This is a genomic window from Xenorhabdus ehlersii (assembly GCF_003610465.1).
In the GTDB taxonomy this organism is placed as follows: domain Bacteria; phylum Pseudomonadota; class Gammaproteobacteria; order Enterobacterales; family Enterobacteriaceae; genus Xenorhabdus; species Xenorhabdus ehlersii.
Genome location: NZ_RAQI01000002.1, coordinates 528,001 through 553,614 on the forward strand (window position 1 = coordinate 528,001; position 25,614 = coordinate 553,614).

Sequence of the window (25,614 nt, forward strand, 5' to 3'; positions counted from 1 at the left end):
CGGCACAAACCCGTCTGGTCAATATGTATGGCATCACCGAAATTACCGTTCATGCCACCTACCGGGAGCTAACCGAAGCTGATATCCACTCAAGGCAGGGCAGTTTGATTGGTCAGCCGCTGGCAGATCTGCGGATCTATATTCTCGACGCCTACGGCCACCCCGTACCGCTTGGCGTGGCGGGCGAAATCTATATCGCTGGGGCCGGAGTCGCCCGGGGCTACCTGAACCGCGCTGAACTGACGGCCGAGCGCTTCCTGACCGATCCATTCTACCCGGACTCGGCTGCCCGCCTGTACAAGACCGGTGACCTCGGCCGTTGGCTGCCCGATGGCAATATCGAATACCTCGGCCGCAATGATTTTCAGGTCAAACTGCGCGGCTTTCGTATCGAACTGGGGGAAATCGAAGCCCAGCTCACCCAGTGTGACGGGGTACGGGAAGCGGTGGTGCTGGCCCGCGAAGATGAGCCAGGCCAGAAACGACTGATCGCCTACTTACTACCGCAGGCGGGGATTGAACTGGTGCCCGCTGAACTACGCCAGCAGCTTGCCCAGCATCTGGCTGACTATATGCTGCCCAGCGCCTTTGTCACCCTGGACACTTTCCCGCTGACGCCCAATGGCAAACTTAACCGTCAGGCCCTGCCAGCCCCGGATTTATCCGCAGTGGCCACGCGCAGCTACGTCCCCCCCGTCGGTGAAACAGAAATCGCCTTAGCCCAAATCTGGCAAAAACTTTTAGGGTTGAAACAGGTCAGTCGCCATGACCACTTCTTTGAACTCGGCGGCCATTCGCTGATGATTGTCAGTCTGATCGAAGAGTTGCGCAATCTGGGCTGGCAGCTCGACGTGCGCAGCGTGTTTGTCGCGCCGATCCTGGTTGCGATGGCCCAGGCTATCCAGCGTGAGGTCAGCCCCTTTGTTGTGCCCCCCAACCGTATCCCCAAAGATTGTATGGCTATCATCCCCGATATGCTGCCTCTGGTTTCTCTCTCCCAGGCTGAAATTGATACCCTCGTTGAGAAAATCCCAGGCGGCGCTAGTCAGGTGCAGGATATCTATCCGCTCGCGCCGTTACAGGAAGGCATTCTGTTCCATCATCTGTTACAGACACAGGGGGATAATTATCTGCTGCAAAGCTTGCTCGCGTTCGATACCCGTGATCGCCTCAATGCCTTTTTAACCGCACTGCAACAGGTCATTGACCGCCATGATATTCTGCGTACCGCCGTCTACTGGCAAGAGCTGGCTCAACCGGTACAGGTAGTTTGGCGTCAGGCACCGCTGACAGTTAATGTTTTCAATCCCATCACGGTTGACGACAACGTGGTTGCTCAACTCAGGAGTCATACCGATCCACGCAGGCACCGTATTGACCTGAATCGCGCCCCGCTGTTTACCGCCGATATTGCCCATGATCCAGCCCAAGATGAGTGGTTGCTGGCGCTACGCTTCCATCATCTGGTCAGTGACCATCTGACACTGGCGCTGATTTTTGCAGAAATCGCGCTTATCTTGCAGGGCAAAACGGAGAGGCTGCCAGCGGTATTGCCTTACCGCAACTTTATCGCCCAAATCCTGGCTACCCCGACCGCTGATCATGAGGCTTATTTCCGTACCCAACTGGCGGATATTGATGAACCCACGGCGCCCTTTGGTGTACTCAAGGTTCACCCTGACAACGACCGCGTGACTGAGGCACGCCTCCCTATCGCCCCCGATCTGGCCAAAGCCATCCGTACTCAGGCGCGTCGTTTCGGGGTCAGTCCGGGTGTCCTGTTCCATGTCGCCTGGGCCCAGGTACTGGCACAAACCAGCGGCCGTGATGATGTGGTGTTTGGCTCCGTGCTATTGGGTCGCCTGCAAGGTGGCGCGGGGGCCGAGCGAGTATTGGGTATGTTCATCAATACGTTACCAATGCGAGTTTCCCTGACTAATTACACTGTTCAGGAAGTCGTACGAAACACCCACCACGGTTTGATGATGTTACTGGAACACGAACAGGCTCCATTGGCGCTGGCACAACGTTGCAGTGGTATGCCACAGTCGATACCGTTATTTAGTACTTTATTGAATTATCGTCATGGTCAATCTAGTGAAACCGAGGCGGTTGATACCATTTGGTCAGGTATACGTACTTTAGCCGCAGAAGAACGTACTAACTATCCCATCACCCTGTCAGTGGATGATTTAGGTGCCAGTTTCCAGTTGATCGCTCAAACAGCAGCCGATATCGACCCAACCCGAATAACCCACTATCTGGTCACCGCCATCAGCGGTTTGATTGATGCTTTGGTTGATGATCCACAACGGTTAGTTCAAGACATATCAATCCTGCCCGCCACAGAGCGCCAGCAACTACTGGTAGATGTCAACGCTACACAAACAGATTTTCCGCAAGACAAGCTGATTCATCAATTGTTCGAAACTCAAGTGGTGCACCATCCCGATACCATCGCTGTCGTATTTGAAGGGCAAACACTCAGTTATGGTGAACTCAACTGCCGTGCCAATCAGTTGGCTCACCATTTGATTTCATTGGGAGTGCACCCGGATGATCGGGTCGCAATCTGTATCGAACGTAGTCTGGATCTCATCGTAGGCCTGCTCGCTATCCTCAAAGCCGGCGGGGCTTATGTACCGCTCGATCCCACCTATCCGACCGAACGGCTGGCTTATATACTTGAAGATTCAGAACCCGTGGCCTTGCTGGCTCAGACAACACAAGCCGACAGGCTGTCCAATTCTGTACCTATGTCCATGTCGACAGTGATACTCGACGCTCAAGAATCACTTCTGGCGGAGCAACCAACCCATAACCCAGACATGCAGGTTCTGGGATTGATGTCACACCATCTGGCATACGTGCTTTATACCTCCGGTTCTACCGGACTGCCTAAAGGCGTGATGGTTGAGCACCGCAATGTTCTTCGCCTGATTATCAATAATGGCTTTACTGACATTGGTCCCAACGACTGTATCGCTCATTGTGCCAATATTGCTTTTGACGCATCAACCTGGGAAATCTGGTCGGCCTTACTTAATGGCGCACGCCTGCATGTGGTTTCACAATCTGTTCTGCTTCATCCGGTGCATTTCTGCGATTCACTGATTAAGGGGGAAATCAGTGCCCTTTGGTTGACGGCCGGCTTGTTCAACGAATATCTCGATAGCCTTAAGCCCCTGTTTGGACAATTACGCTACCTGCTTGTCGGCGGTGATGTGCTTGATCCGAGGAAGATACAGCAAGTGCAATTGGCCGGGTTCCAGCCAGCACACCTGATTAATGGATATGGCCCAACGGAAGCCACCACGTTTGCAGCAACTTATACGATTACTTCACCTGTTGATGTGACCCGCTCTATTCCTATTGGTCGCCCGATTGCCAATACCCAGATTTATATTCTGGATATGCAGGGTCAGCCCGTTCCTTATGGTGTAGCGGGGGAAATTTATATTGCTGGTGCCGGGGTGGCTCGCGGTTACCTTAACCGTTCTGAACTCACTGCCGAACGCTTCCTCATCAATCCATTCTCCCCAGATCCAAAGGAACGCATGTACAAAACCGGCGACCTTGGTCGTTGGCTACCCGATGGCAATATCGAATACCTCGGCCGCAATGATTTTCAGGTCAAACTGCGCGGCTTTCGTATCGAACCGGGGGAAATCGAAACCCGGCTCAGTCAATGTGGCGGGGTACGCGAAGCGGTGGTGCTGGCGCGCGAAGACGAACCCGGCCAGAAACGGCTGGTCGCCTACCTATTACCGCAGGAAGGCGTTGAATTGATGCCTGTGGAGCTGCGCCAGCAACTGGCCCAACACCTCGCTGACTACATGCTACCCAGTGCCTTTGTCACGCTGGCATCCTTCCCCCTGACCCCCAATGGCAAACTTGACCGTCAAGCTCTGCCTGCGCCAGATCTAGCTGCCGTAGTAACCCAGAGTTATGAACCGCCACAGGGCAGAATAGAAACCGCGGTGGCGCAAATCTGGCAAGACGTATTAGGACTGGAACGTATCAGCCGCCATGACCACTTTTTTGAACTCGGCGGTCACTCGCTAATGGTCGTCAGACTGATAACCCGCATAAAAAACAAATTCCTGGTCAATATTCCTCTGACCTCGTTATTCACTTCGCCCACATTGATAGAGCAGGCCACTGTCATTCTCTCAGCTCAAATGAATGCGGTAGCGGAAAACGAGCTTGAGTCAATTCAAAACGATCTTGACTCATTGTCGGCAGAAGAATTGATGGCAATTTTAGGCAGGGACAGTAAATAATGACAAAGTTCAATATGAATATTAATGACTTAAAACGTGCGGTGCTGGAGAAAAGACTTGAAGAACAACTGAAAACCCGCGGGGATCAGCAGCAACCGGCATTCATCAAACCTGCGGACAGACATCAGCCTCTGCCTCTTTCTTTTGCCCAGCAGCGGTTGTGGTTTATCAGCCAGCTCGATCCGGCGGCCAGCCAGGCTTATCATTTGCCAGTGACATTACGCCTCACTGGTCAACTCGACTGCCAGGCGCTGAAAACATCACTTGACCGCCTGATTGCCCGCCATGAAAGTCTGCGTACTCGTTTTGTCCTGATAGAAGGCCAACCCTGCCAGCATATCGATCCGGCTGATATCGGTTTTGCTCTGTCCTGCCACGACCTGCGCCCGCTCGATCCCGCCTTGCGTACCCAGCGTGTTGCCGAACTCGCTGATATCGAGGCGCAGGCGGCCTTTGATTTTGCCCAGGGACCGTTAATCCGTGGTCAATTGCTGCAACTGGCAGACGACGAGCATGTGCTGTTGCTGACCCTGCATCACATTATCACTGACGGCTGGTCCGTCGGTGTGCTGGTGCAAGAACTGGGCACCTTTTACCGCACGGCCCTTGACGGTCATCATGGTGATCCTTTGCCCCCCCTGCCAATTCAATATGCTGATTATGCGGTCTGGCAACAGGAGCAACTACAAGGCACGGCCTTCACTGCTCAACGTGATTTCTGGTGTGCTCAGCTGGCTGACGCGCCCGCCTTACTCACCCTGCCTACCGACCGGCCTCGCCCAGCGGTACAAACCTATGCGGGTAACCGCGTGCCTGTGCACGTTGATGCGGATTTATTGGCTTCACTTAAAGTGCTTGGACAACGTCACAACACCACGTTGTTTATGACCGTGCTCAGTGCCTGGAGTCTGGTATTGGCCCGGCTCAGTGGACAGGACGAGATCGTTATCGGCATCCCTGTCGCTAACCGCCCACAGCATGAACTGGAAGGGCTGATAGGTTTCTTTGTTAATACGCTGGCTTTGCGCGTTACCTTCCATGATGGATTCAATGTGGCCGATCTGCTTGCTCAGGTTCGGGAGCGGGCACTGGCCGCCTATGCCCATCAGGATCTGCCCTTCGAGCAGGTAGTGGAAGCACTCCAGCCCGAACGCAGTTTAAGCTACAATCCCCTCTTTCAGGTGATGCTGGCTTTAAACAACACCCCAACCCAAGCGTTGGCGCTACCGGGTTTGCAACTGATGACGATTGCTCAGGATCATCGTAATGCTCATTTTGACTTAACCTTATCACTGAGTGAAACCGAGACTGACCTGATCGGTGAATTGGAATACGCCACCGATTTATTCGACACCGCCACCGTTGAACGGATGGTGGGCTATTTAACCCATGTGCTGACCGCCATGGTGACGGATGAAACCCAGCGGATTACCACTTTGCCCATGTTGCCCGCATCAGAACGGCAACAACTGCTGGTGGACTTCAATGCCACTCAGGCAGATTTCCCGCAAGACGCGTTGATCCACCAACTATTTGAAGCGCAGGCAGCACAGCATCCCGATACCCTTGCTGTCGTCTATGAAGATCAACTCCTGAGCTACGGTGAGTTAAACCAGCGCGCTAATCAGCTGGCCCACTATCTGATTACTTTAGGCGTACATCAGGATGATCGGGTAGCGATTTGTGCTGAACGCAGTCTGGACACCATCGTGGGTTTACTCGGTATTCTTAAGGCCGGTGGGGCCTATGTCCCGCTCGATCCGGCCTACCCCGCCGAGCGGCTGGCCTATATGCTGGAAGATGCCACCCCAGTGATATTACTGACCCAGACAGCACAATTCGACAGACTGTACGACAGCGTCCCTGCAACGGTGCCTGTCATCGTGCTTGATGCCCAGAAAACGTTACTGGAAATACAACCGACTCACAATCCGCGAGCCCATTCATTGGGGCTAACATCACGCCATCTGGCTTATGTGATTTATACCTCTGGTTCAACAAGTCAACCCAAAGGTGTGATGGTCGAGCACCGCAGTGTCAACCGGTTGGTTATCAACAGTGCTTATGCAGATATCGGTACCCACGACTGTGTTGCCCATTGTGCCAATATCGCTTTTGATGCCTCGACCTGGGAAATCTGGTCTGCCCTGCTCAATGGGGCACGCCTGCATGTCGTTCCGCAATCCGTGCTGCTCAATCCGACACATTTCTGCAACACTCTGATTAAGGGAGGCGTCACCGCCCTCTGGTTAACGGTGGGCTTGTTCAACGAATATCTCGATAGCCTCAGGCCCCTGTTTGGACAATTACGCTACCTGCTTACCGGTGGCGATGTGCTCGATCCGAGGAAGATACAACAGGTAAAATTGACTGAGTCCCAACCCGCCCACCTGATAAATGGGTATGGTCCAACGGAAACCACGACATTTGCTACCACCTACGAGATTACGTCTCCCATTGATGTAACCCGTTCTATTCCTGTCGGCTGTCCGATTGCCAATACCCGAATTTATATTCTGGATGCACAGGGTCAGCCTGTTCCCGTCGGTGTGGCGGGGGAAATTTATATCGGCGGTATTGGTGTCGCCCGTGGTTATCTGAATCGCCCTGAACTGACCACCGAGCGCTTTCTTGCTGATCCGTTTGCGTTGGAACCGGACGCCCGTATGTACAAGACCGGTGACCTTGCCCGCTGGCTGCCCGATGGCAATATTGAATACCTTGGCCGCAATGACTTTCAGGTCAAGTTGCGGGGTTTCCGCATTGAACTGGGGGAAATAGAAATCCAGCTCAGACAATGTCACGGTGTGCGCGAAGCCGTGGTATTGGCCCGCGAAGATGAGCCAGGCCAGAAGCGTCTGGTGGCCTATTTGTTGCCCCAAACGGGTATCGAATTGGTGCCCTCTGACCTGCGTCATCAGCTTAGCCAATATCTCACTGAATATATGTTGCCCAGTGCCTTTGTGATATTAGACGCTTTCCCGCTTACCCCTAACGGTAAACTCGATCGTCAGGCCCTGCCTGCCCCGGATTTATCGGCGGTTGTGACCCGCAGCTATGCAGCGCCCGTCGGTGAGAGAGAAATCGCTCTGGTACAAATTTGGCAAAAACTCCTGGGGTTGAAACAAATCAGCCGCCATGACCATTTCTTTGAACTCGGCGGCCATTCACTGATGATTGTCAGTCTGATCGAAGAGCTGCGTAGTATCGGCTGGAAACTCGAAGTTCGCAGTGTGTTCGCCTCACCTGTCCTCGCCGATATGGCTCAGGCTATCCAGTATGGGGACAGTACCTTTGTCGTACCACCCAATCTTATTCCCGAAGGCTGCACGGCCATCACCCCCGATATGTTGCCACTGGTTTCGCTTTCCCAATCTGAGATTGATGCCATCGTTGATACCGTTTCCGGCGGAACAAGTAATATACAGGATATCTATCCACTGGCCCCGTTGCAGGAAGGCATTCTGTTTCATTACCGAATGCAGGCACAAGGTGATACCTATCTGTTACAGAGCTTGTTTGCGTTCAATTCTCGTGATCGTCTCGATAGCTTTCTGGCTGCCTTGCAACAGGTTATCAACCGCCATGATATCCTGCGTACGGCGGTTTATTGGCAAGGACTGGAACAGCCGGTTCAGGTAGTTTGGCGCCAGGCACAACTGGATATCAAGGTTTTTACCCCAACGTCTACGCCAAATGATGTGGAAGACGACATTTCAGCACAGTTACAGGCTTACACTGATCCGCGCCAGCACCGTATCAATTTGAACCGTGCCCCCCTCTTTGCCACTGATATTGCCCATGATCCGCTACAGGATGAATGGCTGCTGGCCTTGCGTTTCCATCATCTGGTCAGCGACCATATGACACTGGATCTGATTTTTGCTGAAATAGCACTAATATTGCAAGGACAGCAAATACTGCCTACGGTACTGCCCTATCGCAACTTTATCGCCCAAACCCTGAACGTACCAGCCGCAAAATATGAAGCCTATTTTCGTGCTCAACTCGCCGATATTGATACACCGACGGCACCATTCGGTGTGCTGTCGATACCGGATAACCAAACATTACGCGAGAGTAACGCCATCACCGAAGCCCGCCTTCCTCTTGCCCCTGAGCTGGCGGAAGCCATTCGCAGCCAGGCTCGGCGCTTAGGGATCAGCCCAAGTGTCCTGTTTCATGTGGCCTGGGCGCAGGTATTGGCTCATACCAGTGGTCGTGACGATGTCGTTTTTGGTTCCGTACTATTGGGCCGTCTGCAAAGCGGTGCGGGTGCCGGCCAAACACTGGGCATGTTTATCAATACCCTGCCAGTGCGTGTCTCCCTGGCTGATCGCAATGTGCAAACAGTGGTGCAAGCCACCTACGATAACTTGATGTCACTACTGGAACATGAACAGGCACCACTGGCGCTGGCACAAAGTTGTAGTGGTATCGCGCCACCCATACCGCTGTTCAGCTCCTTGCTTAATTACCGTCACTCCCAGCCCAATGAAGCGAATGCGGTTAATATCTGGTCAGACATGCGCGTCATCGCAACACAGGAACGAACCAACTATCCCATTACGCTATCGGTAGACGACTTAGGTGTTGGTTTTCACCTGACCACCCACACTGTGGCCGATATCGATCCAGTTCGTGTAACCCATTATCTGCTGACAGCCATTAGTGGCCTGATCGATGCTTTGGTACATAATCCGCAACAAATGATTTTGGCCGTGCCAATCTTACCGACGGCAGAGCGGCAACAAGTGCTGGCAGGTTTTAACGACAACCAAACCGATTTCCCACAAGGTGCGCTAATCCACCAACTATTTGAAGCACAGGCTGAACAGCATGCTGATACCATCGCTGTCGTCTACGAAAACCAGACACTGAGCTATGGAAAACTGAACCAACGTGTCAATCGTCTGGCACACCACTTGATTGCACTGGGAGTGCGGCCGGATGATCGGGTGGCAATTTGTGCCGAACGCAGTCTGGACACCATTGTAGGATTACTCGGCATCCTTAAGGCTGGCGGAGCTTATGTCCCGCTCGATCCCGCTTATCCAACTGAACGACTGGCCTATATGCTCGAAGATGCCACCCCGGTGGTATTACTGACCCAGACAGCACAGCTGGACCGGCTGCACAGCAGCGTACCTGCAACTGTGCCTATAGTCGTGCTTGATGCCCAGAAAACGTTACTAGAGGAACAACCGACTCATAACCCTAATTTACAGGCACGGCACCTGACATCACAAAATTTGGCCTATGTGATCTATACCTCTGGCTCTACCGGGCAACCCAAAGGCGTGATGGTCGAACACCGCAGTGTTAATCGGCTGGTTATCAATAGTGCTTATGCCGATATCGTAGCCCACGACTGCGTTGCCCATTGTGCCAATATTGCTTTTGATGCCTCGACCTGGGAAATCTGGTCTGCCCTGCTCAATGGGGCGCGCCTGCATGTCGTTCCGCAATCTGAGTTGCTCGATCCAGTACGTTTCTGCGATTCATTGATCAAGGGACGCGTCACCGCTCTCTGGTTGACGGTGGGCTTGTTCAACGAATATCTCGATAGCCTCAATTCCCTGTTTGGGCAATTGCGTTACTTGCTTGTCGGCGGCGATGTGCTCGATCGGAGGAAAATACAACAGGTGCAATTGGCTGCGTCACAACCCGTACACCTGATTAACGGATATGGTCCAACGGAAACCACCACGTTTGCCACCACCTACGAGATTACTTCCCCCGTGGATGTAACCCGTTCCATTCCTATTGGCCGCCCGATTGCCAATACCCAAGTTTATATTCTGGATGCACGTGGTCAGCCTGTTCCTCTTGGTGTTACCGGAGAAATTCATATCGCTGGTGTCGGTGTTGCTCGCGGTTACCTAAATCGTCCTGAACTGACTGCCGAACGTTTCCTTACCGATCCGTTCTCCCAGAACCCAGATGCCCGCATGTACAAAACCGGCGATCTGGGTCGTTGGCGGCCCGATGGCAATATCGAATACCTTGGTCGCAATGATTTCCAAGTCAAGTTGCGTGGCTTCCGCATTGAACCCGGCGAGATTGAAGCCACGTTAATGCAATGTGATGGGGTGCATGAGGCTATCGTTTTTATGCGTGAAGGTACTCATCTTGACAACACGGAAAACCAGAGACGTCTGGTCGCCTACCTGATCCCCCAAACCGATGTTGAACTGGTGCCGGCAGAACTGCGTCAGCAACTTGCTCAGCATCTCGCTGACTATATGCTGCCCAGTGCGTTTGTCATTTTGGACACTTTCCCACTGACGCCCAATGGCAAACTTGACCGTCAGGCACTCCCTGAACCTGATGCGTCCGCTGTGGTTGTACGCCACTATGAAGCACCGATCAGTGAGGAAGAAATTATTCTGGCTCGAATCTGGCAAGACTTGCTGGGATTGGAGCGAATCGGTCGCCACGATAACTTTTTTGAACTTGGCGGCCACTCATTGATGATCGCGCAATTAGCAACACGCATACAAGATGAATTTCTGGTCGATATCCCTATCTCCTCGTTGTTTCTTTCTCCTCAATTGGCGGAACAGGCCGGCATCATCCTTACCACCCAACTGGATGCTATAGGGAACAGCAATATTGAATCACTCGAGAACGAACTGGATTTAATGTCAACCGAAGAATTAATGGCAATTTTAAGCGGAGACAGCAACAAATGATAAGGAATAACATGAACCGCGATAACCTGAAACGTGCTGTTTTACAAAAGAAAATTAAAGAGCAATTACGACATAACAAGCATCATCAGAAGCGGCCACCCATCAAGCAGGCAGCCCGTGATCTTCCTCTGCCATTGTCCTTCGCCCAGCAGCGGCTGTGGTTCCTTAACCAACTCGATCCTGTCGCCAGTTTGGCCTATCATCTTTCAATAGCGCTGCGCCTGACGGGCCAACTTAACCGTGATGCCCTGACTAACACGTTCGAACGCCTGATTGCGCGTCACGAAAGCCTGCGTACCCGCTTTATGCTGATTGAGGGCCAGCCCTGCCAATACATTGATTCTTCTGATATGGGCTTTACCCTGTCCTGCCATGATCTGCGTCCGTTAGACACCGAAACGCGCACTCACCGTCTCGCCGAACTGACCGCCCTTGAAGCACAGACACCTTTCGACCTGACCCAAGGCCCATTGATCCGCGGCCAACTGTTACAACTAACGGATGAAGAACATGTGTTATTGCTCACCCAGCATCACATCATTTCTGACGGCTGGTCTATCGGGGTGCTGGTGCACGAACTGGGTGCGCTCTATCGTGCGGCTCTCGACAACCATGATGATCCGCTTCCGTCACTGCCCCTTCAGTATGTTGACTATGCCGTCTGGCAGCGCGAGTGGTTACAAGGCACCGTCCTTGCCAAACAACGCGATTTTTGGTGTACGCAACTTAAGGGCGCCCCAGCCTTGCTGACACTGCCCACGGATCGGCTACGCCCCTCCGTACAGACTTATGCAGGTAAACAGGTGCTTGTTCAGTTTGATGCGGCCTTACTGGCATCACTTAAATCATTTGGACAACGGCATCACACGACTCTGTTTATGACTGTACTGGCAGCCTGGAGTATTGTACTCGCCCGACTTAGTGGACAGAATGACATTGTCATCGGCACGCCAGTCGCCAACCGCCCGCACCGTGAGCTTGAGGGGCTGGTCGGTTTCTTTGTCAATACGCTGGCCTTGCGTGTCACCTTCAAGGGTAATCTCAATGTGGCGGATTTGCTTGCCCAGATTCGGGAACGGGCGCTTGCCGCCTATGCCCATCAGGATCTGCCTTTTGAACAGGTGGTGGAAGCGCTCCAGCCTGAACGCAGCCTAAGCTACAGCCCGATCTTCCAAGTGATGTTGGCTTTAAACAATACGCCCGCCAGAACCCTGACGTTACCGGGCCTCCAACTCACTCAAATTGAACAAGCACGCCACAATACCCACTTCGATATAACCTTGTCGCTGACCGAAACCGAATCGGGTCTGTTCGGCGAACTGGAATATGCTGTTGATCTGTTTGATCCCTCAACGATAGAGCGTATGGCCGGCTATTTGAAACGGGTACTTGTGGCAATGACAAGAGATGCCGAACAGACTATTGCCAGCCTGCCTATATTGTCAGCATCGGAGCGGCACCAATTGTTGGTGGAATTCAACGCCACTCAAACTGATTTCCCACAGGAAGCCCTGATCCATCAACTGGTCGAAGCGCAAACTGCACAAACGCCGAATGCGACTGCGGTAGTGTGTGGAGAACAGTCTCTCCGCTATGGGGAATTGAACCGTTATGCCAATCATCTGGCTCATCATTTGATTACTCTGGGGGTACATCCAGACGATCGAATCGCTCTCTGTGTCGAACGCAGTTTAGAAATGGTGGTAGGATTGCTGGCTATTCTCAAGGCAGGTGGCGCTTATGTCCCGCTCGATCCCGCTTATCCAACAAATCGATTAGCCTATATGCTTGAGGATGCAGCTCCCGTCGTGGTCATCACGCAGAAAAAACTATCCGACAGACTGGCTCACTCTGTACCTACGGTATTCATCGATAATTTACTCGACAATGACAATCACGAACCCTTAAGTCAATCAATAGGCAATCCCGATGCGCAATCACTGGGCTTAACGTCAAAGCATCTGGCTTACGTGATCTACACGTCAGGCTCCACCGGAGCACCCAAAGGGGTTGCGATTGCCCATCGCAATACCGTGAATTTCCTGACCTGGGCTCAACGAGCTTTTCGCCCCGAAGCCTTGGCTCATACCCTGTTCGCGACTTCATTTAATTTTGATTTGTCCGTGTACGAATGTTTTGCGCCACTGATTTCTGGTGGCACAGTTCATATTGTTCCTGATGCCCTGTCGTTAATCACGACTAAGTCCTCTTCGACAGAACAGGCGATCAGCCTGATTAATACGGTGCCGTCGGCCATCGCACATTTGAGCGAGACAAACGCCATTCCTCCCACCGTTAAAACCATTAATTTGGCGGGTGAAGCGTTGAAACCCCATATCGTTGAACATCTGTTTGCCCATTCAGAGGTAGAAGATATCTGCAATCTCTATGGCCCTTCGGAGACGACAACGTATTCAACCTGGACACGCATGCATCGGACAACAAATGTTGTTTCTCATATTGGCCGCCCCATCGCCAATACCCAGATCTATATCCTTGACGCTACCGGTCAGCCCGTTCCTCTTGGGGTTAGCGGTGAAATTTATATCGCCGGTGCTGGCGTGGCCCGTGGTTATCTGAATCAGCCTGAACTGACGGCCGAACGCTTCCTAAACGATCCCTTCTCTTCAGAACCGAACGCGCGTATGTATAAAACCGGCGATCTGGGTCGTTGGCGGCCTGATGGCAATCTCGAATATCTGGGTCGCAATGATTTTCAGGTCAAACTACGCGGTTTCCGTATCGAACTGGGGGAAATCGAGGCCCAACTCCTGCAATGTGACGGGGTGCGCGAAGCCGTGGTGATTGCCCGTGAAGATGAGCCGGGGCAGAAACGGCTAGTCGCCTATCTGCGGCCTCTGGATGGTGCCGAGCTGGTGCCGGCCGAATTGCGGCAGCAACTCGCCCAACACCTGGCCGATTATATGTTACCCAGCGCCTTTGTGACATTGGAAACTTTCCCGCTGAATTCTAATGGCAAACTTGACCGTCAGGCCCTGCCTGTCCCCGATACATCTGCGGTGATAGCTCGCGGCTATGAAACGCCGGTCGGAGAGATAGAAACGTCTTTAGCCCGGATCTGGCAAGATTTGCTGGGACTGGAACGAGTCGGTCGTCATGACCATTTCTTTGAACTCGGCGGGCACTCATTGATGATCATCAACCTTATTGAACAACTGCATAACCTGGGTTGGCGGCTTGACGTGCGCAGTGTGTTCGCGACCCCGATCCTCAGTGAGCTGGCGCAAACCATCCTGGCATATCAAGACAATACCTGCACTTTCGACGTGCCACCCCAGCTTATTCCCGCAGGCTGTACTTCCATTACCCCGGATATGCTGCCACTGGTTTCGTTGCCCCAAAACGAGATTGATGCCATCGTCGCGGCTGTACCGGGAGGAGCCGCCAATGTGCAGGATATCTATCCACTGGCACCGTTACAGACAGGCATTCTCTTCCAGCACTTGCTACAGACACAAGGTGATGATTATCTGCTGCAAAGCCTGCTCGCGTTCGATACCCGCGAACGTCTTGATGCCTTTTTAGCTGCACTGCAACACATTATCGATCGCCATGACATTCTGCGAACTGCCGCCTATTGGCAAGATCTGGCCCAGCCAGTTCAGGTGGTTTGGCGTCAGGCATCGCTGTATATCAATGTCTTCACCCCGACCACGGAAAGCGATGTTTTATCGCAACTACGTGCTGGCACAGATCCGCGTCAACATCGCCTCGATCTGAGCCGCGCGCCGCTGTTCGCCGCAGATATCGCCCATGATCCTGTACACAATGAGTGGTTGTTATCTTTGCGTTTTCATCATCTGGTCAGTGACCATATGACACTGGAGCTGATTTTCGCTGAGATTGCCCACGTGTTGCAGGGAAATGCCGCCATGCTGCCCACTGCCTTACCTTATCGCAACTTTATTGCCCGGACATTAAGTGGGCCAGTAGCAGAGCATGAAGCCTATTTCCGTGACCAACTGGCTGATATTGAGGAGCCAACCGCTCCCTACGGGATACTCAACGTACCCAACGATAATCGGGCTATCAACGAACACAGTCTGCCGCTTGATCCCACTTTGGCAAAGGCGATTCGTTCTCAGGCTCGCCGTTTAGGCATCAGTCCCGGCGTCCTGTTTCATGTCGCGTGGGCGCAAGTGTTGGCTCAAACCAGCGGTCATTACGATGTGGTCTTTGGCTCGGTATTATTGGGGCGTTTGCAGGGGATCGCAGGAGCCAACAAAATATTGGGTATGTTTATTAACACGCTGCCGATACGGATTACTCTGACCGGACTCAGCGTGCAAGAAGTAGTACAGGCCACCTACCGCAATCTGACCCTGTTATTAGAACATGAACAGGCCCCATTATCGCTGGCACAACGATGCAGTGGCGTGACCCAACCGATACCGTTGTTCAGTGCCTTATTGAATTATCGTCACAGTCAATCTGGTGAAGTAGAAACGGTCGACTCGGCCTGGACCGGGATACGCATTTTGGCGGCAGAAGAACGAACCAACTATCCAATCACGCTATCAGTGGATGATATGGGGGTTGGTTTCCACTTAACTGCCCAAACTGTGACGAATATTGATCCTGCACGCATAACCCATTATCTGATCACTGCCATCAGCGGTCTTATTGATGCACTCACTCATAACCCACAGCAACCCATTCTGCACGTGCCGATCCTGCCTGCCCTGGAACAACAACTGCTGGCAGGCTTCAATGCCACACAAACCGATTTTCCGCAGGATGCCCTGATTCACCAACTGTTTGAAATAGAAGCGATACAGCATCCCGACGCTATCGCCGTGGTGTCCGGTGAACAGTCACTTAGCTATGGTGAACTCAATCGCCATGCCAATCGTTTAGCGCATCATTTAATGACGTTGGGTGTACGCCCAGACGATCGTGTCGCGATGAGTGTCGAACGCAGTCTGGAAATGGTGGTTGGTTTGCTTGGTATCCTCAAGGCTGGTGGGGCTTATGTGCCACTTGATCCGGCTTATCCTGCCGAACGACTGGCCTATATGCTTGAAGACTCGGCACCAGCGGTGGTACTGACCCAAAGAGCATGGCTTGATATTTTTACAAGTACTGAATCAACTGATGCTATTCCTATCATCACACTTGATGTCCAAGATTCCGTCATGGAAGCACAGCCAGATCACAATCCAGAGGTATCAGGTCTGACTGCCCATCATCTAGCCTATGTTGTTTATACCTCTGGCTCCACCGGTCTGCCCAAAGGGGTAATGAGTAGTCACCAAGCCTTATGCAATCGGCTACTGTGGTTCGTCCGAGATATCGCAACCCCGCCATTAGTTGGAGCGCTGAAAACCAGTATCAGCTTTGTCGATTCAGTCACTGAAACCCTGGGCGTGCTGCTGGCAGGGGGCAAACTGGTAGTTTTTGATAACCACGAAGTCAAAGATCCTGTCCGTTTCAGTGAAGGCTTGCAGCGTTTTGATGTTAACTACTTGGTCGTCGTACCTTCCCTCTTGAAAATATTGATACAAGGTAGTGATAAACAAGGCGATAAAGGTCATTATCTGAAATCAATTAAAATGTTGATTTGCAGCGGAGAACGGCTTGCACCTGAGTTAGCACAACAAGTAGTCACTGAGTATCCCTGGCTCCGTCTCCTTAATTTCTATGGTTCGTCCGAGATCAATGGTGATGCCACTTGGTATGAATATTCTGCTCAATCAGGTGTACCGCCAGTTTCAGTGATTGGCCGCCCCATCGCCAATACCCAAAGCTACATTCTCGATTCCCAAGGGCAACTCACTCCCTTTGGTGTCACGGGGGAAATTTATATCGCCGGCGTTGGTCTGGCTCGCGGTTATCTAAACCAACCTGAACTGACCACTGAACGCTTCCTTGCCAATCCGTTTTCTTCAGAATCAGGCGCACGTATGTATAAAACCGGTGACCTCGGCCGCTGGTTGCCCGATGGCAACATCGAATACCTTGGCCGCAATGATTTTCAGGTCAAGCTGCGCGGCTTCCGCATCGAATTGGGAGAAATAGAGGCACAACTGATGCTGTGTGATGGGGTGCGTGAAGCAGTAGTGATCGCCCGCGAAGATGAACCAGGGCAAAAACAGTTGGTTGCCTATCTGCGGCCACAGGATGGTGCTGAACTGGTGCCCGCTGAATTGCGTCAGCAACTCAGTCAGTACCTTGCCGATTATATGCTGCCCAGCGCTTTTGTCACGTTAACCACTTTCCCGTTAACGCCTAACGGTAAACTCAACCGACAGGCGCTCCCTGTGCCGGATGCTGCTGCCGTAGTGACGCGCAGCGGCGAAGCGCCTGTCAGTGAAATAGAAACGGCGTTGGCACAAATCTGGCAAGACTTGCTAGGACTGGAACGTGTTGGCCGTCACGATCATTTCTTTGAGCTGGGTGGACATTCTCTACTTGCCGTCCAGCTTGTTGCTCGTATTCGCCAGATGTTGGCACGGGAGTTGCCGTTACAGACCCTCTTTGACCAACCCATTCTAATGACACTCGCTCATACGCTGGCTAGAACGGCTACAACGACTCCGCCTGTTATTCCCATTGCTGACCGCAACCAGCCATTACCTCTGTCCTTTGCCCAACAACGTTTATGGTTCCTCAGTCAACTCGATCCGGCAGCGAGTCAGGCCTACCATTTGCCTGCGGCACTACGCCTGACCGGTTCACTTAATCATCATGCCTTGGCTGTTGCCCTTGATCGTCTGGTTGCCCGCCATGAAAGCCTGCGCACTCGCTTTATATTGATTGAGGGGCAACCTTACCAATACATTGAACCCGCTGACATCGGTTTTACCTTGTCCTGCCACAACCTGTGCCAGCTTGATCCAGCCTTGCATACCCATCGGGTTGACGAGCTTATCCAACTCGAATCTCAAACTCTCTTCGATTTCGCGCAAGGACCACTTATTCGCGGCCAACTGCTGCAACTGGCAGACAAAGAGCACGTCTTGCTGTTGACCCTGCATCACATTATCACCGATGGTTGGTCTCTTAGTGTACTAGTGCGAGAATTGGGAATTTTCTACCGTGCGGCGCTTGATGGCAATGAAGATCCTTTACCACCACTGCCCATCCAGTATGCTGATTATGCCGTTTGGCAACATGTGCAACTACAAGAAACGACCCTCGCGACACAACGTGATTTCTGGTGTGCTCAGCTTGAAGGTGTGCCGACTTTACTGACGCTCCCCACGGATCGGCCACGCCCAGCCATACAAACCTATGTTGGCGGCCAAGCCTCTTTCCAGCTTGATGCCGCGTTGTTGGCGTCACTTAAAGAACTTGGACAGCGCCATAATAGCACCTTATTTATGACCCTACTGGCTGGCTGGAGTATTGTACTCGCCAGGCTTAGTGGTCAGGATGATATTGTCATCGGCACCCCAATCGCCAACCGCCCACACCATGAGCTTGAAGGAGTGATTGGATTCTTTGTCAATACGCTGGCCTTACGTGTTAAATTCAATGATGACCTCAAGATAGCAGATCTGCTCGCACAAGTTCGGAAACGAGCACTTGCCGCCTATGCTCATCAGGATCTGCCTTTCGAACAGGTCGTGGAAGCACTCCAGCCTGAACGTAACTTAAGCTACAGTCCCATCTTTCAGGTAATGCTGGCCTTGAACAACACACCCGCTCAGAACTTGGTATTACCTGATTTACAGCTCTCATCAATTGAACAGGCATATCATGGTGCCTATTTTGACATCACATTATCACTCACTGAAACCGAATCTGGTTTAGTTGGTGCTATAACCTACGCTGCTGATTTGTTCGATTTAGCCACTATTGAGCGTATGGTTAGCTACTTAAAAAATATACTGGTAGCCATGGTCACTGATGAAACGCAACGCATTGTCACTCTGCCGATAATGCCAGAATCGGAACAGCAATTACTGGTGGATTTCAATGCCACACAGGTGGGTTTCCCGCCAAACACCTTAATCCACCCTCAGTTTGAAGCACTGGCAGAACAACAACCCAATGCCCCCGCCGTGATATTTGAAGAGCAAACTATTCGTTATGGCGAACTGAACCGCCGTGCTAATCAGCTGGCCCATTACCTGATGGCGCTGGGCGTCCGTCCGGACAAACGCGTGGCGATTTGTGTCGAACGCAGTCTGGAAATGGTGGTCGGATTACTGGCTATTCTTAAAGCCGGTGGGGCCTATGTCCCGCTCGATCCGGCCTACCCAACCGAACGGCTGACGTATATGCTCCGAGATGCCGCTCCCGTGGCCTTACTTACCCAGACGACCCTCGCCGACGCCCTGAACAATACGGACTCCACGGCTGAGACCGACTATCTCACAATACTGCTTGATGCTCAGACAGCTTCTCTCGCTGAACAACCGACTCACAACCCAGATACACAGGCGCAGGGGCTGACACCACACCATTTGGCCTATGTCATCTACACGTCAGGCTCCACCGGATTACCCAAGGGGGTGGAAATGCCGCTGGCGGCCTTGTCAAACCTACTACAATGGCACCGACACCTCCCTGCACCGCCCGCCGGCACCGGCAAAACCCTGCAATTTGCTGCGCTGGGCTTCGATGTCGCCTTTCAGGAAATATTCACCACCCTGTGTGAAGGCGGCTGTCTGGTTCTGATTAATGAAACCCTGCGACAGGCGCCTCAACAGCTTCTCCGGCTGATTCAGCAACAACAGATTGACCGAATTTTCCTGCCCTATATTGCGCTCCAGCATCTGGCTGAAGCCGCTAATTACAGTGGAGAGGATTTTTCCTGTCTGGCGCATATTATCACCGCCGGCGAGCAATTGCGTATTACGCCAGCCATTCAGCGTTTCCTGCAACGGACCAACAACTGCCGGTTACATAATCACTATGGCCCGACAGAAAGCCATGTCGCTACGGCATACCAACTGGGTAAGGAAATGGCACAATGGCCAACATTGCCGCCCATCGGTCGCCCGATAGCCAACAACCGCATTTATCTTCTTGATGGGAACGGTCAGCCTGTGCCTGTGGGCGTGACCGGGGAAATCTATATCGCCGGCGCTGGCATAGCCCGTGGGTATCTCAACCGGCCTGAACTGACGGCTGAGCGCTTCCTGGTTGACCCGTTTTCCCCAAATCCCGATGACCGTATGTACAAAACCGGTGACCTTGGCCGCTGGCGACCCGATGGCAATATCGACTACCTCGGCCGTAATGATTTTCAGGTCAAACTGCGGGGTTTTCGCATTGAATTGGGGGAAATCGAAACACAGCTTATGCAGTGTCACGGGGTGCGCGAAGCCGTGGTGATTGCCCGCGAAGATGAACCCGGTCAGAAACGGCTGGTGGCCTATCTACGGCCGCGGGCGGGCGCTAAACTGGTGCCCGCTGAACTGCGTCAGCAACTCGCCCGACACCTTGCCGACTATATGCTGCCCACTGCATTTGTGATGCTGGAAACCTTCCCACTCACGCCCAATGGTAAACTTAACCGTCAGGCACTCCCTGCGCCGGATGATTCTGCCGTAGTGACGCGCAGCTATGAAGCGCCCGTCGGTGACATAGAAACGGCGTTGGCACAAATCTGGCAAGGCTTATTGGGACTGGCGCGAGTGGGTCGTCATGATCATTTCTTTGAGCTGGGCGGGCATTCCCTGCTTGCTGTCCAGCTTGTCGCCCGTATTCGTCAGGTATTGGCGCGGGAATTACCGTTACAAACCCTGTTTGCTCAACCGATCCTGATGGGGCTGGCCCAGACGCTGACAGGAGCGGCCACTATCACGCAAACAGTCATCCCCCTTGCTGATCGCAGCCAGCCCTTGCCTTTGTCCTTTGCTCAACAACGATTATGGTTCCTCAGTCAGCTCGATCCGGCGGCGAGTCAGGCCTACCATCTCCCTGCGGTACTGCGCTTAGCTGGTTCACTCAATCGCCATGCCCTGATAATGGCACTTGATCGTCTGGTGGCTCGACATGAAAGTCTGCGGACACGTTTTGTGCTGGTTGAAGGCCAACCCAGCCAGCAAATCGACCCTGCGGATATCGGTTTTTCCCTGTCCTGTCAAGACTTGCGTCAGCTCGATCCTGCTCTGCATATCGACCGTATTACCGAACTTGCCAACCTTGCAGCCCAAACCCCTTTCGATTTCGCTCAGGGACCGCTTATCCGTGGCCAACTGCTGCAACTGGCCGATAAGGAACACGTGCTGCTGCTCACGCAACATCATATTATTACCGACGGCTGGTCTATTGGCGTGCTGGTACGCGAACTGGGGATTTTGTACCGTGCGGCACTTGATGGCAATGAAGCTCCTTTACCACCACTGCCCATTCAGTATGCTGATTATGCGGTCTGGCAACATGAGCAGTTAAAAGAAGCAACCCTCGCTGCACAACGTGATTTCTGGGGTGCTCAGCTTGAAGGTGCGCCAGCCTTACTGACGCTGCCCACGGATCGACCACGCCCAGCAATACAGACCTATATCGGTGACCAAATCGCTTTCCAGCTTGATGCCACGTTATTAACATCACTGAGGGAACTTGGACAACGCCATAACAGCACCTTATTTATGACCCTACTGGCTGGCTGGAGTATTGTACTCGCCAGGCTTAGTGGTCAGGATGATATTGTCATCGGCACCCCTGTCGCCAACCGCCCGCACCATGAACTTGAAAGATTGATAGGTTTCTTCGTCAATACGCTGGCCTTGCGCGTTAAATTCAATGACAATCTTCGTGTGACTGATCTGCTTGCACAAATTCGGGAACGGGCACTTGCCGCCTATGCCCATCAGGATCTGCCCTTCGAGCAGGTGGTAGAAGTACTCCAACCTGAACGTTGCCTAAGCCACAGTCCGCTCTTCCAGGTGATGCTGGCCTTAAATAACACGCCAGCCCAAACACTCATCTTACCTGAACTACAGCTCACGCCATTTGAACAGACATATCACAAGACTCATTTTGATTTGACATTATCCCTGGCAGAAACTGAAGCAGGTTTAGCCGGTGCCTTGTCCTATACCACCGCGCTGTTTGATGCTGCAACGATTGAACGTATGGTCAACTATTTAACCAATATATTAATGGCAATGACTGCGGATGAAACACAGCTCATTGCTGCCCTGCCAATGTTGACTGAATCGGAAAAGCAACAACTATTAATAAACTTCAACGCCACTCAAACGGATTTTCCGCAAGATGCCCTGATCCACCAACTATTTGAAACCCATGCGGAACATCATCCTGATACTATTGCTGTCGTCTGTGAAGACCAGATACTGAGCTATAGTGAACTTAACCAGCGAGCCAATCGCCTGGCTCATCACCTGATTACATTGGGCGTGCGTCCGGATGATCGGGTAGCAATTTGTGTTGAACGCAGTTTAGACATGATCGTGGGCTTACTTGGTATCCTTAAGGCCGGCGGGGCTTACGTACCTATCGATCCCAACTATCCGACTGAACGGCTGGTCTATATGTTGGAGGATGCAAAGCCCGTGGCCTTGCTAACTCAAACAGCACAAGTTAACCGACTGGACAACCCCATACCCAAGGTATTGCTTGATGCACAAGATCCATGTTTGGCAACACAGCCGGCTCACAATCCGCAAGCACATACACTGGGACTAACGTCACGCCATCTGGCCTATGTGATCTACACCTCTGGCTCAACAGGGCAGCCGAAAGGTGTAATGGTCGAGCACCGCAGTATCAATCGGCTGGTTATCAATAATGCTTACGCAGATATCGGTGCGCATGACTGTGTCGCTCATTGCGCCAATATTGCTTTTGACGCCTCGACCTGGGAAATTTGGTCGGCCCTGCTCAATGGTGGGCGTCTGTACATCGTTCCACAATCTGTACTACTCGATCCGGCACGTTTCTGTGATGCACTGATCAGGGGACACGTCACCGCTCTCTGGCTGACAGCGGGCTTATTTAATGAATATCTTGATAACCTCAAACCCCTGTTTGGGCAATTGCGCTACCTGCTTATTGGCGGCGATGTTCTCGATCCAAGGAGGATACAACAGGTGCAATTGGCTAAGTCCCAACCCGCACATCTGATTAATGGATATGGCCCAACGGAAACCACGACGTTTGCTGCAACCTACGAAATGACTTCTCTTATTGATGCGACTCGTTCTATTCCTATCGGTCGCCCGATTGCCAATACCCAAATTTATATTTTGGATACACATAGTCAGCCCGTTCCCGTCGGTGTTGCTGGTGAAATCCATATCGCGGGCGCTGGCGTGGCCCGCGGTTATTTGAATCGCCCTGAACTGACGGCCGAATGTTTCCTCACCAATCCGTTCTCTTCGGAGTCAGACGCCCGCATGTACAAAACCGGCGATCTGGGGCGTTGGCTGCCCGATGGCAAAATTGAATACCTCGGCCGCACTGATTTTCAGGTCAAGCTGCGTGGCTTCCGCATTGAACCAGGGGAAATCGAGGCCAGACTCACCCAGTGTGACGGGGTACGCGAAGCGGTGGTGCTGATCCGTGAAGATACACCTGGTCAAAAACGGCTAGTGGCCTATTTACGACCGCTAGAAGGGATTGAATTGCTGCCAACCAAACTGCGCATGCAACTCGCCCAATATCTTGCCGACTATATGCTACCCAGTGCTTTTGTCACGTTAGCGATTTTCCCGTTAACCCCTAACGGCAAACTCGACCGTCGGGCGTTACCTGCCCCCGATCCGTCCGCTTTCGTGGTGCGTGGCTATGAATCTCCCATCGGCAAAACAGAAACCGCGCTGGCCCAGATCTGGCAGGACTTGTTAGGGCTGGAAAAGATCAGTCGTCATGATCATTTCTTTGAGCTTGGCGGGCACTCGCTGCTCGCTGTACAGTTGTTGAATCATATGCGTGAACAAAATATGCAGGTTTCATTGACCACTCTGTTCGCCCATCCAACCTTATGTGATCTAGCCCTAGCTACTAAGGAGCACTTTGTCATGCCAGTATCCCCATTTGATGCAAATCCTGTACCACTAAGCCCAGCAGGTTCCTTGCTACCTTTATTCTTGGTGCATGAAACTTCCGGCGATCCCCTGGTTTATTCTCCCCTGGCTGCCTTACTACCACCTGACCTTCCCGTCTATGCCTTGCAGGCACTTAGCATCCATACACTGGCGCACCCTCCGGTGTCGATTAAAGCACTGGCCGCCTGCCATATTCAGGCCATACGCCGCATCCAGCCACAAGGGCCTTATCGTCTGATGGGCTGGTCGATTGGGGGGGTGATTGCCTACGAAATAGCCCAACAATTAACAAGTAACGGTGAAACAGTCGAGTTTCTCGGTATGATCGACTCCTATTATCATGCCCATAAAGATAGTCATGACCCCTTAACCACTGCTGACCCATCTGTAAACGAGGAAGCAAAGCGAATAGAATTAATCATTAACGCACTGCGTACCCAAAAGATTATTGACGATGAAAAAGCGTTGGCAGAACTGCACAATCTCAGTAACGTGGAACAGGTACTTGATCGCTGTATCGAACACCAATGGCTGTCGGCGGGTATCACTCGTGAAGATATTCTCCTGCGTTTTTATACCGCCGAGATGATTACACAACGTGGTCAGGCGTACATCGCGCAAAAATCCGCCTTACCTATCCATCTCTATACTGCGGAGGAGTCAGTCAACAACGATAGTTGGCACGGATGGCATGACATTGTCGGCCACAATTCGGTGCTCCACCCTATCGGCGGGACGCATTTCTCCATTATGCACCCTCCTCTGCTAAACCAAATCGTGGACTCAATCACTGAAAACTTACCGGATGTGCCTTCCTTCGACCCACTGGTTATTATTCAGAAGGGCTCGCCATCCGTGCCGCCGCTATTTTGCCTGCCTGGTGCCGGCGCCAGCCCGTCCAGTTTGCTTGAACTGGCCCTATCGTTCCCATCGCAACTTCCGGTATACGCTTTACAAGCACGTGGGTTCACGACTGAGCATCATTTTCCTTACAGCAGTGTCGAAGGGGCGGCCCGTGCCTATATCCAGAAAATCCGGCAAGTCCAACCTCATGGCCCTTATCACCTGCTAGGCCACTCTTTTGGCGGCTGGATTGCCTTTGAAATCGCCTTGCAATTGCAAACTGAAGGAGAACAGGTATCCGAGCTTATGCTTATCGATACCGATGAACCTGACCAGCAAGAAAATGCCCTCAAGTCAGTCAACCGTATTGAGACAATCATGGAGTTGATTGATATCTATAATATGATATTAAACCAGCCCCTTCCGCTCGCCAGACAAGATTTTAATGATCTGGCCGCGGATGAACAAATTCAGCATCTGCACAGTGCTCTGGTTAAGGTCGGTCTCTTTCCCGCAAAAACACCAATATCACTGTTACAAGGGATTGTCCGCGTTATGCAGGCTAATCTGAACACGGGTTATATACCTCGTACCCGTTATGAGGGATCTGTACATCTGATTAACGCAGAAGAAGGCAATAAGGATGAAAGAAGAACTCGCGAAACCCAGTGGCGTCTTCATACGACCGAACTCAATACGATGGTTGTGCCCGGCAATCATATGACCCTGTTGTCTGCACCTCATGTCGGGCAATGGGTAACCAGCCTATGGCAAAAGTTGCGGGTTCATTATTGATAAATAAAGCTA

General features: G+C 52.2%; 3 protein-coding genes (1 of these 3 only partly in view). All 3 read left to right on the top strand.

From position 1 onward, the window contains the following. Tightly spaced (each overlapping or abutting the next), the 3 genes in view from BDE27_RS08415 to BDE27_RS08425 form a layout consistent with a single transcriptional unit that may run on beyond the window. A protein-coding gene (locus BDE27_RS08415; RefSeq protein ID WP_120211338.1) for a non-ribosomal peptide synthetase crosses the window boundary here: on the top strand, positions 1-4,283 show its final stretch. Its footprint begins 18,490 nt before the window's first position; 4,283 of the gene's 22,773 nt are visible here — the last part of the coding sequence; its start codon lies off the left edge, out of view; it ends in the stop codon at positions 4,281-4,283. Next, positions 4,283-10,978 carry a non-ribosomal peptide synthetase gene (locus tag BDE27_RS08420; protein WP_244208732.1) on the top strand — a complete coding sequence of 2,232 codons (6,696 nt, stop codon included), beginning with the start codon at positions 4,283-4,285 and terminating at the stop codon, positions 10,976-10,978. The genes BDE27_RS08415 and BDE27_RS08420 overlap by 1 nt, the downstream gene beginning before the upstream one ends. Beyond that, on the top strand, positions 10,975-25,602 hold the full coding sequence (locus BDE27_RS08425) for a non-ribosomal peptide synthetase (protein ID WP_120211339.1): 14,628 nt from the start codon (positions 10,975-10,977) through the stop codon (positions 25,600-25,602). Before BDE27_RS08420 ends, BDE27_RS08425 begins: the two co-directional genes overlap by 4 nt. Positions 25,603-25,614: the final 12 nt, after the last annotated feature.

Coding starts and splice junctions, on each gene's coding strand:
- BDE27_RS08425 (WP_120211339.1), top strand. CDS start 10,975: ATGATAAGGAATAACATGAACCGCGATAACCTGAAACGTGCTGTTTTA.
- BDE27_RS08420 (WP_244208732.1), top strand. CDS start 4,283: ATGACAAAGTTCAATATGAATATTAATGACTTAAAACGTGCGGTGCTG.